This is a genomic window from Ruegeria atlantica, from assembly GCF_947495585.1.
In the GTDB taxonomy this organism is placed as follows: Bacteria; Pseudomonadota; Alphaproteobacteria; order Rhodobacterales; family Rhodobacteraceae; genus Ruegeria; species Ruegeria atlantica_G.
This window is the reverse complement of sequence record NZ_CANLZK010000007.1, coordinates 16021-30464: the sequence shown is the minus strand read 5'-3', so window position 1 is coordinate 30464 and position 14444 is coordinate 16021. Positions and strand designations below refer to the sequence as shown.

Below are 14444 nucleotides of genomic sequence, written 5' to 3'. Positions count from 1 at the left end.
TTAATGAGATTTCTCCTCATAGCATTCATGCAGCCGTTCAGCGTTAAAACCTGCGCCGGTAAATCTCAGGAATATGTATGGCAGCCATCAACAAGAAATGACATGGAAAGCAACCGACATGGGCGTCGAAGAGCTTTATCAAGTGATCTTGAATGATAGGGTCAGGCGCGCAAAAGAATAACATGTGGATGCACCGGAACGCTCGCTTGATCAGATCGACCGGCTTGGAGCGCCCGCGGGTGACACGCAATCTGTGCAAGATTTGACGCGTTTCAAAACAGCCAGCCGACAGTAGTCTTGGGTGCAAGGCAAACAACTTGATCTGACATTTTCGCCCTTCTGGTGCGCAAGCAAGGCGAGGCGATCAATGACAAGCATTCCGGAAAAGACCATCGATCCGAAACTCGGGTTGCTGGAATTGGTAGGGCAGGTTAGCAGTGTCTCGCAGACCTATGAAGCAATGGGATACAGCCGGGAAATTTTTTATCCGGTTCAAGGAGCTCCCAATGCTCAAATTGTACTTTGTCAGGGTAGCGAGGTTTGAGCGCGACCCGACAATAAAAGTGACATTCGGGCGTTCGGCTTTGGCAGAAACATCCCCGCCGACTTCCTTTGCTATCCTGGGGTACAAGCGGCGGATATGTCGACCACCTTGCTGACGGCGGAAAGAGAAGTTGGTTGGACGCTGGCGGAATTCAGGACTTGCGCCGAAAAGAAAAAAACCGGTTGATGACGAAGCGATGCGACTGCAGGCAAGGTTGATTTCAAACGTTGGCTTTACCGAAACATAGTTCGGATCCGGAATTGAGCAGATATTAACGGGAACGGAATTTGATAAGTGCCATAGTTAACGCGGCTTCACAGCGTTACATGGATATTCGTCTGGGTATTCCGGGTGGATACCACGTACGCATTGTCGAACGCCCCGGCCTCTGGATGCCGAGCGAGGAGCTGGACAACCTTGTCGCGGATTTGCGGAGCGTGGCGTCGAAAACGCTGCCTGCCGGGGAACTGGCGTATGGCGTCTTCGCCGGGGATCGCGACCGGCTTGGGCATTCGGTAATCACTCTGATTTCGCGCCGGGATGACAATACGCCTGTTGCCTTCAATGCCTTGGCCCTGATGGATGTCGATCTCGGGCACCGGTCCGAACAGGTGTTGCATCTGGGATTGGTCATGGTTGATCCGGATCTTCGCAACCAGGGCTTCAGCTGGGTTCTCTATGGGCTGACCTGTGTTCTGCTCTTGTTTCGAAATGGTATGCGCCCGCTTTGGGTTTCGAATGTGACACAAGTCCCTGCAGTTGTGGGGCTGGTTGGTCAGGGCTTTGCCCGGGTTTTTCCTACGGCACAGATGGGGCCGCAGAACCGACGCAGTCTTCTTCATCTGCATTTGGCGCGAAGTATCATGAAAGATCACCGCCATGTTTTCGGCGTCGGACCTGATGCAGGGTTTGACGAAGACCGCTTTGTGATCACCAACGCCTATACCGGCGGGTCGGATCATCTGAAGAAAACCTTCGAGGATGCGCCGAAACATCGGGATCAGGTCGTCAATGCGTTCTGTGAGAACCAGCTCGATTATGATCGGGGCGATGACATCCTGCAATTGGGGCAAATGGATATGCCGACCGCCCTGTCTTATGTCGGGCGCGAAGTTCCGCGCGGATCCGTTGCTGCCCTCGCCCTTGCCGTCATAGCTGCGGTTTTGCAGCGACTGGCGATGCCACTTTGGCAATGGGCGGACACGCGGCACGAATTCGGCATCCTCAGGCCAAGAGAGCAGAATAAATGACGGAATTTACCTATCAGGACTTCACCACCCGCAACCTCGGTTTTGTGTCCGGGGATGAACAATCACACCTGCGCAACGCCTGTGTGTTCGTCTGTGGTACCGGAGGAATGGGGGGCAGTGCGATCATGACCCTGATCCGCGCCGGGGTAGGCCGGTTGATCCTGGCCGATTTGGATGCATTCGAAGTGTCCAACCTGAACCGACAGCTTTTTGCGACGCTAAAGACAGTCGATCAGGACAAAGCGCAGGCAACGCGGGATCAGTGTCTACAAATCAATCCCGACGCTGAGATTGAGGTGCTTGGTGCGGAATGGTCCGACCATGTGGATCGTCTGGTTCAAAGCGCGGATGTCGTGATCAATGGCACCGACGATCTTGGTGCCAGCTTGCTGTTATATCGCACGGCGCGGGCCAAAGGGCGCGCGTTGATCGATGCCTATGCGTCCCCGTTGCCGTCAGTCTATGTCACAACCCCCGACGACCCCATGCCCGAGGAGCGTCTGGGCTACACCACACGCGGCACCAGCTGGAACGCGCTGACCCCCGAGTTGCGGGATGCGGCGGCCAAAGCTGAGGCCGAATATGTGCTGACCCATTCCTCATCCCGGCATCACGTTGATCTGGCTCTGGCAGGTGAGGTGATTGCTGGAACCCGCAGCCGCATGTCCTTTGCGCCGATGGTCATCATGGCGGGGACATTGATGGGAGGAGAGGCGCTTCAGTCTGTTCTGGGCCGCCCGCACGGCGCGGATTATCGCGGTTGGTTTCTGAACCCACACACTGGCAAGGTTGAGCGGCCTTTACCGCGCTTTCTTGCCGCGCTGATGCGTCCGCTGGTTCGACGGCAGATGAACAGGTTGCTGGCGTCATGATGGATACTGCGGCTTTTCTGGCGGATGCCTGGGTTTCGCTCTGTGCGGCGCTGGGTGCGGCAACTGTGTTGCTGCATCTTCAGGACCTGGTGCAGAGGCCGGAAATCGCTAAACGGTTTCAATTCTGCTTGTGGGTTCTGGTTGTTCTGATGCTGGCGCGGGTTGGTCACTGGGGCGGCTGGGGCTGGCTGTTTTCGGCGGTCACAAATATCTGCGCGGCACTGATTCCTTTGGCTGCACTTGTTCTGTCCGAAGGGCTTACGCGCCGCCACGCGCCGCCGGTGCTGAAACAATTTTGTGCTTGGGGGGGCGTGATCTTCGGGCTGTTGGGTCTTTTCCAGTTCAGCAGTATCGAGATCACCCGGCTGGCCGGTCTACTGCTGTTTCAATTGTTCGGTTTGGGCGGCGTCGCTCTGTTCGTGTTGCGGCGTGACAAAGAAGGCCTGTCATCGGCGGAAAACAGAACCATCAATTGGATAAGCCTGTCCTTTCTGCTGATCCTGCCGTTTCTGGCAACAGATTTCATGCGAGGTACGGCGCTTGACCTGCCGGTCAGACTGGGTGGCGTGGCCGTGCTGGGATTGTGCTGGTTGTCGATCGGGATGAACCGTTCCGGATTGCGGCCGTGGGATACGCTGAGAGGTTTCGGCATCGTTATTGTCATGGCCGTTCTGCTACCGCTGATCTTTTCGGGGATTGTGCCGGTGGATATGCGGTCTGGCGTGCAGGTAATGGCGATCATTTTGTCCACGCTCATGCTATTGGCAATTTGGCAGGCGGCGATTGCCTTGCGGATTGAGGATCGCCAGCTGATCGCCCTGCGCGAGATTGCCGATGTCAAAGGGCAGGGACCACAAGCCAGCCTGACATTGCTGCGCCGGGCTGCCGGATCTCCGGACGTGATACTGGTTGAAGAAGCAGATTTGATGGACATGAATCTTGATGATTTGCGCGTCAGCCTCAGCGCAACACCTGTTCAACAACTGGGGGCAACGGATGACGAACAGGTCAATTGGCTGTTCGCCCGTTTTGATGCGACACATGCGGTGTTCCTGTCCGGCACCCCGATGCGGGTGGTCATGCTCAACAGCCCTGAAATCGCGACACTGGACAGTACCGGTGCGGCCTTGCGCGCCGTACAGCGCATGGCGCGCGTCTTGCTACATGAGGGGCCAGTATGATTGAGCTGCTCGAACGGGATTTTGCAAGTTTCTTCGCCGCCCCGTTTCACGCCTATGGTGCCGACACTCCGTATGTTTCTCCCATGAAGGCGGATCTGAAACGTTTCCTGTCGATCAAGAATCCGTTGTTTTCCGATTCTTCGGATTTCACCTATTTCTCGGTGAAACGCCAAGGCAAGCCTGTGGGTCGCATCACGGCCCATCTGCATCGGGGATCGAACGACCTGCATCATGAGGCGCGGGGATGCTTTGGTTTTTTCGATTGCGCAAATGATCCCGAGGCCGCTGCGCGATTGCTGCAGGCGGCGGAAAACTGGGCCCGCGCGAAAGGCATGACCCGGTTGACCGGCAATTTCAACCTGACCGCGATGCAGCAGGCCGGGATCATGACGGATGGTTTTGACCGGGCCCCTTTTACCGATCAGATCTGGGGGCCTGCACACCTACCAGGGCTGCTTGAGGCGAATGGATATCAGCCACACTTTCCGATGACGACGTTCGAGCGGCGTCTGGACTCAAACCCGGCCCCGCAGGTTTTGCCCGACGAGCAGCGCGCGCAATTGTTAGAGCAAGGGTTCTCTTTCGCGCCTGTCACCCGTGCGACCATCGCCGAGCGGCTAGAAAACGCCCGTGCCATTCTGAACCGCAGCTTCAAAGACAACCCAATGTTTGTTCCGGTGACGGCGGAAGAGTTCCACTTTCAGGCCAAAGACATGAAGTGGATCATGGACCCGCGGATTTCAAAGGTTGTGCATTTTCGTGGTCAACCTGCGGGCGCGGTGATTGCCATTCCCGATCTCAACCCGTTGCTCCGGCGGATCGGATCGCGGGCGCGCATGTCGTTGCCGTATCACTACCTCAAATACAAGGCCCGCCGTGACCGCGCAGTGGTCATCTTTCAGGGCGTAATGCCCGAGTTTCAGGGTCGTTCGATCAATCCATTGATGCTGAGCGAGATGACACGGGACATGATGGCCGCCGGATACAAAACGGTTGGCGGCACGTGGATTGCTGACGAAAACGCGGCCAGTTTACGCCAAACCGAAAAGGCGGGAGCCGTGCCGCTTCACAGATTGCACCTGTTTTCCAAGGAGCTGACGTAGTGGATCGCACAGAATTTGAAGCAATTGTTGCACAGGCGATGCTTGCCCCTTCGGCGCATAACACGCAGCCAGCGCGATGGCGGCTGGATGGCGCGTGTATCGAGGTCCATGCCGATCTGTCGCGGCGCCTGCCTGTTGGTGATCCGGACGACCGTGATCTGGAAGTCTCCTGTGGTGCGGCGGTCGAGGGCACGGTGTTGGCCATGGCGGCGCGCGGAGTTGGTGCTGACGTAACCTTGTCAGAAGGGCCGGTAGAGGCGGGATTGCGCATGATTGCCCGCATTGCCCTCAAGACAACCGCCGATACTGGTGACGTTGAACTGGCCAACGAAGTTTCAAATCGTCTGACGCATCGTGCGGGTTTTGCCCCTTCACCGCAAGAAACCTTGCGGGATTGGCGCGCTGACCACATGACATTGGTTCAGGATGCGTCCCAGATCGAATGGCTCGCCGGGCAAATCGACATCGCCTCGGCCCGTGTCATGCGATCCAGGGACTTTCGGTCCGAGTTACTGCACTGGGTGCGCTTGCGCGAGGGCGATCCCAACTATCACACCGACGGTCTAAACCGAGAGGTGCTTGTAATGGATGCGGCTACCGCAAGGTTTGCACCAACCATTCTGGGTGGCAGGCTTTATGACATGTTGTCGTTTCTGGGCCTCGGCCCGCACCTGTCGGGCGAGGCTGCGCGCAGCTGTGGTGCAGGTGCAGTCGCGCTGTTTCACTGGCCTGAAAATGAATCGATGGTCGCGGCTGGCCGGGCGTTTTACCGGTCCTGGTTGCAAGCCACCGCACGTGGGTTGGTGGGGTGGCCTGCCGCGGCACTAGCGGATGACCCACTTACACGCGCCGCTGTTTCGGATCGTTTTTCCATACCAGCCGACAGGGTTCTCTTTAACGCGTTAAGACTGGGGGTCGCCAACGGTGCCACCCCCAGTCGAAAGCGCCTGTCGGTGCGCGAGGTTATCGTTTAGGCAGCGATGTTCTCGCCCACCTCTTTCAGCAGCTTCTCGGTCTTTGCGTCTTCAATCCGATTGTGCAGACGTTGCGATTCCTCACGGTCGCGGAGGGTTTTTGTGATCGAAACGGTGGTATGTACCAACATCAACGCGGACATGGAGTAGAACCCTTTTGCCGCAAAGCTGGCTTCCAGGAAGTAGATGCCGCCAGCCATCATCGCTGCCGCGACAATGAACGAAATAATGGTGAACATGTTCCAGGCGTTGGATTGCGGCAGGTTCAGGTTTTCTTCGGTATTCATGGATCAATTCCTTTCAGTTTCTCTGTTGGTTCAATTCGGTTTGGGCGTCAGCTCGATTTCGATTTGTTGGATTTCTGGGCCTTCTTTTTCAGGCGATCGAGAACGTCGTCAGCGTTTGACCGCAAAGGCTTGCCGCACCCGGCTTCGGCCAACTTGTCGCGAATGTGCTCGGCCGAACCCGTTGCTTCCAGCTCGGTCATGGCGCGCGCGGTGGCGTCCATCTCGCTTTGACGCTCTTGCAAACGCTGCAAGGTGTCTTCCGCCTCGCGGAGTGTGGACAACCCACTGTCGGGCGCGACTTGCTGAAGGCGCTGCGTCTTGTCCGTGGCTGTAGCAAGGCGCTGACCACGCTGTAACTGCCTTAGCCGGGTTTCGGCCTCGCGCAGGACAGTGCGTAGGCGGCTGATCTCGGTTTCAAACCGGGCTTGCGCCTGCGTTGACACGTCACGCTCTGCTTCAAGATGGGCGATTGTCTCGGCTGCGTCCCGGGCCAGATCCTCGCGGTCTTGTTGCAAGGCATCCAGCGTGCGCGTTTCAAGGTCTGCGATCTGTTGGGTCAACCTTTTGTGCTGTTTGATCTCTTGTTCGTTCTGCGCCATTGCGACGGCAACCGCCTTGCGCGACACCTGAATGGCATGGGCGCAATCCCGGATTTGCTGACGTAAAATGGGCAGAGCGTGACGATCCGTAACAACGGTTGCCGCCTCAAAGGCACGGCCTCTTAACAAAGTGGCAAACTGTTTGAACATCTTTGGCTCCTCGTTTATGAACGTTGTTCATGGGGTGACTATGCGATGATTCTGAACATCGTTCAACAATAAAAATGAACATTGTTCATAAATTCTGAGCTTGCGAGGATTAAGTGGCAGAAAGTAAAAGAGAAATTCTGAAGAAAAAGATCTTGGATGCTGCGGAAAAGCGTATTGAATCGCAAGGTTTGGCCGCGCTGCGCGCACGTGACATCACAAAAGATGCCGGGTGTGCGCTGGGCAGTCTTTATAATGCGTTTGAAGATCTGGACCTTCTGATACTGGCGGTGAACTCGCGCACACTGGCGCGTTTGCACGTCTCACTACAAAACGCCCCCGCATCGCAGGAGACGCCCAAGGAAAAGCTGCTTGCACTTGCGTTGGCTTACCTGGATTTCGGTACCGAGAACCCAAACCTATGGGCCGCTTTATTCGATCACCGGATGCAGCCGGGCGTACCGGTCCCGCAATGGCACCTTGAGGAACACGCGGTGCTCATCGCCGAGATCATCGCTCCGTTATCGCAATTGAACCCTCAGTTGGACGACGACACCTTGGCTTCGCGTGCACGAACTGTGTTTTCTGCCGTGCACGGCATAGTAAAGCTATCGCTGGAAGGTCGGTTCGTCGCGTTGGACCCGGATGCGGTACAAGCTGAATTGTCCGAGTTCATGTCCCAATATCTGCAAGGGTATCAGCCAGGGTAGATTTTTCGATTTCCCGAATTTGGATGCATATGGAATTGACATTAATGCCATCGCATTGCGACGCTGCCAAACAAGTTAAGAAAGCGGAAAATCCGAATATTCGACGGAGGAATCATGCGTAACATGTTTAAGGCGGCGTTGGCTGCAACGCTCATCGTGTCGGCTCCGATCATGGTGCAGGCCGAAACAATCATCCGAGTCACGTTACAGTTGCCTGAGACCCATTCGCTTGGACAGAACTGGATCGCGTTCAAGGATATCGTTGAAGAGAAGTCCGGCGGTGAGCTAACGGTTCAACTGTTCCCGTCAGCGCAGCTTTACAAAGATAAGGAAGTTCCAGAAGCAGTGGGTACAGGCGCTGTCGAGGCCGGTTCGGCGTTTCTTGGCCGATTTACTGGGGCGGTCCCGGCAGTAGACGTTGTGAACCTGCCTTTCTTTTTCCGTGATGAAGACCATCTGCGGGCGGCCGTTGCCACTGGATCACCGATGCGCAACATTCTGGATGCCGCTGTGCTTGAGGAAACGGGGGCCAAGGTTTTGTGGTGGCAGGCGTTTGGGCGTAATGTCTATTTGTCGAACGGGTCTGCCATTCGAACACCCGCCGACCTCAAGGACCAAAAAGTCCGGACCTACGGTAAGGTGATTGGTTGGACGGTCGAGGCGCTTGGTGGCGCACCCACGCTGATGTCGGGGTCCAAACAGTTTCTGGCCTATCAGCAGGGTGCTGTAGATGTGGGCATGACAGGTGCGTCTGCCGTGAAGTCGCGAAAACTGCACGAAGTGATGGATCACATGACATTGTCATATGACAGTGCCATCGAATTTGTTGCCGTCATGAACAACGACTTTTTCGAAAGCCTTTCGCCCGATCATCAGCAGATCATTCTGGACGCCGCCGCTGAGGTCGAACAGCAACTGCGTGACGCGATTTACGCAGAAGAAGATGCAACGATCGACGAAATGCGTGGCCTGATGACCGTGGTCGACCTGACCGATGAAGAGCGTCAGCAATGGATTGAGGCGACCTCGAGCGTTTCTCAGCGTTTTGTCGATGACGCAGGCGATACCGCCGCCGAAGTGATTTCAGCCGTGTCCGGAATGTAATCCCTTCTTCATATTGTCAAAGCAAGCGGACATCCCAGGTTCGGTTGCTTCTTCTCTTGGCGAGGCGCCCCGAATGCTGCAAGCCCTGACCAGAACCGTCGATTGGCTGTCTGAACTCTTCGGTATTGTCGCCGGATGGATGTTCTTCGCCATAGGTATATTCGTGGCTTACGAGGTCTTCATGCGCTACGCGCTCACCAGCCCGACGGTCTGGGTGGATGAGATCGCAAGGATCTTTCAGGTGTGGGCTACTTTTGGCGCGACAGCCTATGTTCTAAAGCACCGCCAGCACATCGTCATTGATTTGGCGTTCCGGGATGCGAACACGCTTAGGCGCCGGATTGTCGAGACGTTTTCGTTGCTTGTTATCGTGTTCTTCGGATGCGTCGCCGCACGGTATGGATGGGACATCTGGCTGAAATCCACGCTCGCCGGGCACACGACGGACAGCTACCTTGCTGTACCCAAGGCCTATACACAATCCGCGATCTGGGTCGGGTTTGGTTTGCTGTCGCTTCAGGCTTTGGTGGAAATCTACCGGGTGTGGACGGGTCAGGCGAACCTGCAAAGCCATGAACTCGGGGGTCACTGACCCTTGGAAACCATACTGATCATCGGGGCCCTGCTGGGTTTACTGCTTTTGCGCGTGCCCGTCGCCTTTGCCATGGGCGCACTTGGCGTTGTGCTGTTATGGCTGAAAGGGCTCCCACTGATTGCCGTGCCGCAGCGCCTGTTCGGGACGATGGACAGTTTTGAACTTTTGGCCGTGCCTTTGTTCCTGCTCATGTCAAACGTTCTGTTGAAAGGCGGCGTCGGACGGGATCTCTTTGCCAGCGTGCAGGCTTGGGTCGGGCATTGGCCCGGGGGATTGGGCGTCGCTACGATCAAAAGCTGCACGCTTTTTTCGGCGATTTCGGGATCCTCGGTGGCAACGGCGGCCACAATTGGCACCGTCGCCATCCCCGAGATGGAAAAGCGCGGCTATGACCGTCCGTTCATCTTGGGACAACTCGCCGCCGGAGGAACCCTGGGCATTCTGATCCCCCCATCGATCCCGCTGATCATCTACGGCGTCATTACCGAGACTTCGATTCCAACGCTTTTCCTTGCCGGAATTGGACCGGGTTTGTTCCTTGCCACGCTCTTTATCATCTACGCCATGCTGTATGCGCGCGGCAAAGAGAGCTTAAAAGTCGAGCGCATGCCAATGAAACAACGGTTTCTGGTGACGCTAAGTGCGCTTCCGACTGTCGTCTTGGCCATAGCAATCATTGGATCGATCTATGCAGGAATAGCCACGCCATCAGAAAGCGCGGGCATCGGGTTCGTGATTGCGATGATCATGACGTTCGCGATGGGAAGAATGACCTTCGCAAAACTGCAAGAAGCCGTGCACGATTCACTGATAACCACTGTGATGATTTTCATCATCGTCGCAGGGGCCAAGGTCTTTTCCTATGCCATTACTCTGTATCTGATTCCGCAATCGATCAGCAGCTTTCTCACTGAAAACATCTCAAACCCGACGATATTTATCTTCGCGGTCGGGCTCGTGTTGCTGATTATCGGCTTTTTCCTCGAAGCACTTTCCATGATGCTGATTATGGTTCCGGTGCTCTTCCCTGCGCTTGAAGTCATGGGAATTGATCCGATCTGGTTCGGCATCTTTTTCGTCGTCCTGATCGAGACGGCGCTAATCACTCCGCCGGTCGGATTGAACCTGTTTGTCCTTCAGGCTGTCGGAAAGGCGCGCCTTGAAGAGGTTATTCAAGGGGCCATCCCATTTGCATTCATAATGCTGGCAACGGCCGTGTTGTTGTGGTTTTGGCAGGATTTAGCGCTTTGGATTCCTTACAAGCTGTTCTGACGGCAAAAGCGGCGCACTCTATGGGTTCATCCAAGCAGCCATACCCGGAAACCGCCAGGTCGAAACGGTGCCGTCCGACGGTGAATATTCCGCCTGGGGTTTCGTATACGGCCTCGGATCGCCGAAGTTACTCGAGCTGAATTATGACGGCTTCAAAATCCTGATCGCTTGTGACCCTGGTGTGGTGACCCTTTCCCACCTTGTCTTCCATGTGCCACACGTCGCCGGGGCCGATTTCACGATAGTTTCCATCGCTTGCAGTGACGCGGATTGTGCCTGCAAGGCATATCAGCCTTTGCGCCACCGGGGTCGGATGGATAGGCTCGTTCCAACCGGATCGAAGCCGCAGGAACATTGTCTGTTTGACGCGCTCTGGCTCGGATACCTCGATGGCCTGCGCGGGCGGGGCGAAACTCCGTTCCTCGAGGTTGACGTCAATGTCATCCCAATGGCTTTCGCCAGCAGCATCGGCATAAAGCTTGCAATACTTCACGGTGAACGTCCTTTCAGCTTTTCGCAGCGGTAAACCTAAGAATGATCGGTCGCGTTAGTCATGACTTGCGGGCCTAAAGCTGTGACCCGATCGGTAAAATACCCAGAAAACCAGAGACGATGTGATCCCAGACCGACCCCGTGGGCTCGGAATCGTATTCCAGTTTTTCCCCTTCCGCTCCTCGTGTTCTCCATTTAAGCTGGCCTGCGCGTTCCAACGTCACCTGGTAGGTGTAGGCGGGCAGGGCCGCGTCCAATGCACCCATCGTTTGAACGGCCATCGCGGGAGAGTCGATCAGAATGCCCATTTCGGTATTGATGTTCACAGACCGCGGGTCCCAATTGAATGAGCCAACAAAGAGGTAACGGTCGTCGATGGCAAAAGCCTTGGAATGCAGGCCGGATCGGGATTGTGCCCAGTTGATACCGCGACGTTGAACCTGATAGGCATCTGGCCGCAATTCATAAAGCTCAACACCACCGCGCAGCAACGCTCTGCGTTTCTTGGCGTAATGCGCATAGACCGGCACGACGTCATTTGACCCTAAGGAATTGGTCACGACCTTGACGTCCACACCGCGATTTTCCAACTCGGTCATCCATCGGACGCCATTGTTGCGCGGCACGAAATAGGCCGAGATGATATTTACCTCGCTGCTGGCAATTTCAAAATACGGCAGCAATTGCGATGCAAGAATGGGGTCGGACGTTTCAACGCCCGCAGCTTTTGAAGGCGGGTCCGCATACAAACGCGCAGGAACCCAATTCAGCCGCAGCGCGCCGTCGGCAAAATTCTCTTGCGCGGATTTCCTGAGCGCAGCGCCGTACTGGGTCTGTTTTGCTTCCTCCACCAACTCATTCAGCCTTGTGCGCGCATCGTTCAGGTCAAACGATTCCGGTTGTCCAACAACCACACGTGCGGGAACGGCAAATTCACTGTTCCAATAGGCGTCAAAGCTTTGGGAAACCTCATTTACGACGGGGCCTGCCGCCAGCACGTCCAGATCGGCATAGTTCATTTCTTCCCGGGCCAGGAAATACTCGGCCCCAATGTTGCGCCCCCCGACGATCGTGAACATGTTGTCTGCGGTCATAGATTTGTTGTGCATCCGACGATTGATGCGTTTGAAGTCTGTTAGACCTGCAATCAGCAGGCTTTGATCCCGCCAAAAGGGATTGAACAGCCGGATCTCGATATTCTCGTGATAGTCCAGCGCTGCGGTCATAGCGTCGTAGCTGGACGTGTCCATGTCATCCAAAAGCAGCCGGACACGAACGCCCCTGTCCGCCGCCTGCAAAAGACTGGCCGCAAACAGGTGGCCCGTGGGGTCATTGTGCAAAAGGTAGTACTGCGTGTCGATGGTATGCTCGGCTGCAGCGGCCAGCAAAAGCCTTGAAACCAGCGCTTGTTCCCCATCACTGATCAGTTTTACCCCGGACCGCCCATCCTTGGGATCGCCAAGCCGGTCGGCTGCGCGCACCAGGGCGCTGTTTGCGGGGGCCGCAAAGGACGACGAAACGGTCTTTTCGTAACTGCGCGTTTTGGGGGCGCATGCAGCAAGAGCCAGCGTACAGCACATACAAACCACGATAGCCCATGGCTTCATCGACATTCTCCCCCCCGTTCCATCTCAGGTGACTACGCTTGTAGGGGTGATTGCAAGTTTGTTTCCGGATTCGCCGGGCCGTTTCCCAAGCCTGTGTTGTTTGGGCGAAACCCTAGAAGGCTCGGGCAGCGGTGTTTGCTGACCGTGTCGTTTTCAATTGAGGACGGAGTCTCGGATACCGAAACTGGAGGAGTGTCGCGGGTTATTGCAGGTCCGATAGGCCCCCTATTCTGATCATAAGGCACCTAACAGAGTCATGGCACTGTCCCACAGATGGGCGACGAGCATCAGGTTCGAGGTTTTCGGCTCAGCAACCCGTATTTCATGGCCCAGGATCGGAATGAACGACGTTTGCGTCTTTCTGATTTCACTGCGCGCGTGGACTGTGCGCCGCCTTGTCGATTGAATTCGAACACATCAATCACCCTCTCGGCACAGCCGCAGGCTTCACCCATGCCAACTTTGGCAAAGTAGAACTTTTCGAAACTTTCCGGGTTTTTCATGACAAATCTCCTGACACGATTGAACCCGTTTCGGGGGAAAATACCAAATCACATTCGGGATGGTCGCTGAAAACGTCATCGCGACCGAGTGTTTCCAAAATACAAGTCCTCAGAATTCATGGCCGCGAATTCGTTGTTTTAGTTTTTCGTAAACAAAGACTGGGTTACGATCTGTCAAACGCATTGCGCGTCGATAACGATGTGCTTGGCAGTCGACAAAAACCGACAGGCGAACCCGCAATTGAAAAGACTTGTTGCGTACACATCGTTTTTGATCTGGAGTTTCGCCCAGCCTGCCACCGCGCAAAACCTTGATCCAGACGCCTCTGAAGCCGCCGCCCGCGCCGCGCTTGCGGTGCTGAGCGTCGCGGCCACACCGAACGAAACACTATCGTCCCTGTCCTTTCTGAGCGCATCTGGTGACGCGAGAAATCTGCGGTCCACGCAGCTGCGCGGCGGATTCAAACCGTTGGGCAATGGCCTTTATCTGGAAGGACAGTTTGCCTATCAGAACTATAACCCGCTGGTGATTTTTCCCGAGATTGGGTCTGATACCGAGCTGGATGTTACATGGTCAAGCATCGCCGCGACCCTTGGCGTCGGGTGGGAGCTTCCGCTTACCAATAACTGGTACATCCGGCCAGTTGCGCATCTGTCGCTTGGCCATGTCACCACGGATGCGGTGTTTTCCAATTTTCCGCTGTTTCCGTCCCGTTCGAACGGGGCAGGCGCAGTGGACGGTAACCTTAACGCCTTTGGTATCGGGGCGTCCCTGAGCGTCTTTCGCGAGGCACAATTCGGCCGTTGGGAGGCCGAGTACAGGTTACGTCAGACGTTTTTAGAGTTCTATCCGATAAACGAACCGCAAGCGGGGGATGCTCGCGCAAATTCGAACCAGACGACGTTGTTTTCGCGCTACCGTTATCCACTTGATAAGGTCAAGCTGCTGGGCCGTCCGTCCAAGTTGGTTTTGGATGGGGGCGTTGTGCTTTATCACGGCGACAGCGCGATGGTGTTGGATACGGATTGGCTGGCGACGATCGGTGTCGGAATTGAGGTCGAAACCACAAAGATTGGGCTGCCCGCCGTCGAGGGCGCGCGCGTCATGCTGAACGGCGTTATCGCCGATTCATTTTCCGGGTTTTCAGTTGGGTTTGGGGTGCGGTTCTGAACCAGCCACCAAAGGAAAAGGGCGCAGAAAACC

16 protein-coding genes are annotated in these 14444 nt (G+C 55.8%); 11 read left to right on the top strand and 5 right to left on the bottom strand.

The window, feature by feature from the left end; all coding sequences use genetic code 11:
* Positions 1-367 precede the first annotated feature (367 nt).
* The 6 genes from QMP16_RS13260 to QMP16_RS13235 all read left to right on the top strand — a co-directional run bounded on the left by QMP16_RS13260 (position 368) and on the right by QMP16_RS13235 (position 5924).
* Positions 368-544 carry a hypothetical protein gene (locus tag QMP16_RS13260; RefSeq protein WP_282152763.1) on the top strand — a complete coding sequence of 59 codons (177 nt, stop codon included), beginning with the start codon at positions 368-370 and terminating at the stop codon, positions 542-544.
* Between the two features lie 326 nt (positions 545-870).
* Complete coding sequence (locus QMP16_RS13255; RefSeq protein WP_282152762.1) at positions 871-1794, top strand: hypothetical protein; 924 nt, start codon at positions 871-873, stop codon at positions 1792-1794.
* Positions 1791-2666, top strand: a complete 876-nt coding sequence (locus QMP16_RS13250; RefSeq protein WP_282152761.1) for a ThiF family adenylyltransferase — start codon at positions 1791-1793, stop codon at positions 2664-2666. Before QMP16_RS13255 ends, QMP16_RS13250 begins: the two co-directional genes overlap by 4 nt.
* The gene (locus QMP16_RS13245; RefSeq protein ID WP_282152760.1) at positions 2663-3847 is read left to right on the top strand and encodes a hypothetical protein; all 1185 of its coding nucleotides are present in this window, start codon (positions 2663-2665) and stop codon (positions 3845-3847) included. Before QMP16_RS13250 ends, QMP16_RS13245 begins: the two co-directional genes overlap by 4 nt.
* Entirely contained in the window at positions 3844-4950 is a 1107-nt protein-coding gene (locus QMP16_RS13240; RefSeq protein ID WP_282152759.1) for a hypothetical protein, read from the top strand. Before QMP16_RS13245 ends, QMP16_RS13240 begins: the two co-directional genes overlap by 4 nt.
* Positions 4950-5924 carry a hypothetical protein gene (locus tag QMP16_RS13235; protein ID WP_282152758.1) on the top strand — a complete coding sequence of 325 codons (975 nt, stop codon included), beginning with the start codon at positions 4950-4952 and terminating at the stop codon, positions 5922-5924. The genes QMP16_RS13240 and QMP16_RS13235 overlap by 1 nt, the downstream gene beginning before the upstream one ends.
* Here the strand turns inward: QMP16_RS13235 and QMP16_RS13230 are convergent.
* Both QMP16_RS13230 and QMP16_RS13225 read right to left on the bottom strand, forming a co-directional pair.
* Complete coding sequence (locus QMP16_RS13230) at positions 5921-6211, bottom strand: YiaA/YiaB family inner membrane protein (RefSeq protein WP_113790425.1); 291 nt, start codon at positions 6209-6211, stop codon at positions 5921-5923. The two genes, QMP16_RS13235 and QMP16_RS13230, sit on opposite strands and share 4 nt — an antisense overlap.
* A 47-nt stretch (positions 6212-6258) precedes the next feature.
* Positions 6259-6960 carry a PspA/IM30 family protein gene (locus tag QMP16_RS13225; protein WP_282152757.1) on the bottom strand — a complete coding sequence of 234 codons (702 nt, stop codon included), beginning with the start codon at positions 6958-6960 and terminating at the stop codon, positions 6259-6261.
* A 113-nt stretch (positions 6961-7073) separates the two neighbouring features.
* Between QMP16_RS13225 and QMP16_RS13220 the strand changes: the two genes are divergently transcribed.
* The 4 genes from QMP16_RS13220 (at position 7074) to QMP16_RS13205 (ending at position 10638) form a co-directional block, all read left to right on the top strand.
* Complete coding sequence (locus QMP16_RS13220; RefSeq protein WP_282152756.1) at positions 7074-7667, top strand: TetR/AcrR family transcriptional regulator; 594 nt, start codon at positions 7074-7076, stop codon at positions 7665-7667.
* A gap of 114 nt (positions 7668-7781) precedes the next feature.
* The gene (dctP, locus tag QMP16_RS13215; protein WP_282152755.1) at positions 7782-8771 is read left to right on the top strand and encodes a TRAP transporter substrate-binding protein DctP; all 990 of its coding nucleotides are present in this window, start codon (positions 7782-7784) and stop codon (positions 8769-8771) included.
* Positions 8772-8844: 73 nt separating this feature from the next.
* Positions 8845-9363: a TRAP transporter small permease gene (locus QMP16_RS13210; RefSeq protein ID WP_282152754.1), complete on the top strand. Its 519-nt coding sequence runs from the start codon at positions 8845-8847 to the stop codon at positions 9361-9363.
* A 3-nt stretch (positions 9364-9366) separates the two neighbouring features.
* Positions 9367-10638: a TRAP transporter large permease gene (locus QMP16_RS13205; protein WP_282152753.1), complete on the top strand. Its 1272-nt coding sequence runs from the start codon at positions 9367-9369 to the stop codon at positions 10636-10638.
* 127 nt (positions 10639-10765) lie between these two features.
* On the opposite strand, the gene QMP16_RS13200 is transcribed toward QMP16_RS13205, so the two are convergent.
* From QMP16_RS13200 to QMP16_RS13190, 3 genes are all read right to left on the bottom strand, one after another.
* The gene (locus QMP16_RS13200) at positions 10766-11131 is read right to left on the bottom strand and encodes a cupin (protein ID WP_282152752.1); all 366 of its coding nucleotides are present in this window, start codon (positions 11129-11131) and stop codon (positions 10766-10768) included.
* A gap of 73 nt (positions 11132-11204) precedes the next feature.
* Positions 11205-12737, bottom strand: coding sequence for a phospholipase D family protein (locus tag QMP16_RS13195; protein ID WP_282152751.1), 1533 nt, complete (start codon positions 12735-12737; stop codon positions 11205-11207).
* A gap of 287 nt (positions 12738-13024) precedes the next feature.
* Positions 13025-13240, bottom strand: a complete 216-nt coding sequence (locus tag QMP16_RS13190; protein ID WP_282121307.1) for a hypothetical protein — start codon at positions 13238-13240, stop codon at positions 13025-13027.
* Between the two features lie 241 nt (positions 13241-13481).
* Between QMP16_RS13190 and QMP16_RS13185 the strand changes: the two genes are divergently transcribed.
* The gene (locus tag QMP16_RS13185) at positions 13482-14411 is read left to right on the top strand and encodes an autotransporter domain-containing protein (protein ID WP_282152750.1); all 930 of its coding nucleotides are present in this window, start codon (positions 13482-13484) and stop codon (positions 14409-14411) included.
* Positions 14412-14444 lie beyond the last annotated feature (33 nt).

Excerpts from the sequence above, each read along its gene's own strand:
- QMP16_RS13260 (WP_282152763.1), top strand. The coding sequence starts at position 368 with ATGACAAGCATTCCGGAAAAGACCATCGATCCGAAACTCGGGTTGCTG.
- QMP16_RS13255 (WP_282152762.1), top strand. The coding sequence starts at position 871 with ATGGATATTCGTCTGGGTATTCCGGGTGGATACCACGTACGCATTGTC.
- QMP16_RS13250 (WP_282152761.1), top strand. The coding sequence starts at position 1,791 with ATGACGGAATTTACCTATCAGGACTTCACCACCCGCAACCTCGGTTTT.
- QMP16_RS13245 (WP_282152760.1), top strand. The coding sequence starts at position 2,663 with ATGATGGATACTGCGGCTTTTCTGGCGGATGCCTGGGTTTCGCTCTGT.
- QMP16_RS13240 (WP_282152759.1), top strand. The coding sequence starts at position 3,844 with ATGATTGAGCTGCTCGAACGGGATTTTGCAAGTTTCTTCGCCGCCCCG.
- QMP16_RS13230 (WP_113790425.1), bottom strand. The coding sequence starts at position 6,211 with ATGAATACCGAAGAAAACCTGAACCTGCCGCAATCCAACGCCTGGAAC.
- QMP16_RS13225 (WP_282152757.1), bottom strand. The coding sequence starts at position 6,960 with ATGTTCAAACAGTTTGCCACTTTGTTAAGAGGCCGTGCCTTTGAGGCG.
- dctP (WP_282152755.1), top strand. The coding sequence starts at position 7,782 with ATGCGTAACATGTTTAAGGCGGCGTTGGCTGCAACGCTCATCGTGTCG.
- QMP16_RS13210 (WP_282152754.1), top strand. The coding sequence starts at position 8,845 with ATGCTGCAAGCCCTGACCAGAACCGTCGATTGGCTGTCTGAACTCTTC.
- QMP16_RS13195 (WP_282152751.1), bottom strand. The coding sequence starts at position 12,737 with ATGAAGCCATGGGCTATCGTGGTTTGTATGTGCTGTACGCTGGCTCTT.
- QMP16_RS13190 (WP_282121307.1), bottom strand. The coding sequence starts at position 13,240 with ATGAAAAACCCGGAAAGTTTCGAAAAGTTCTACTTTGCCAAAGTTGGC.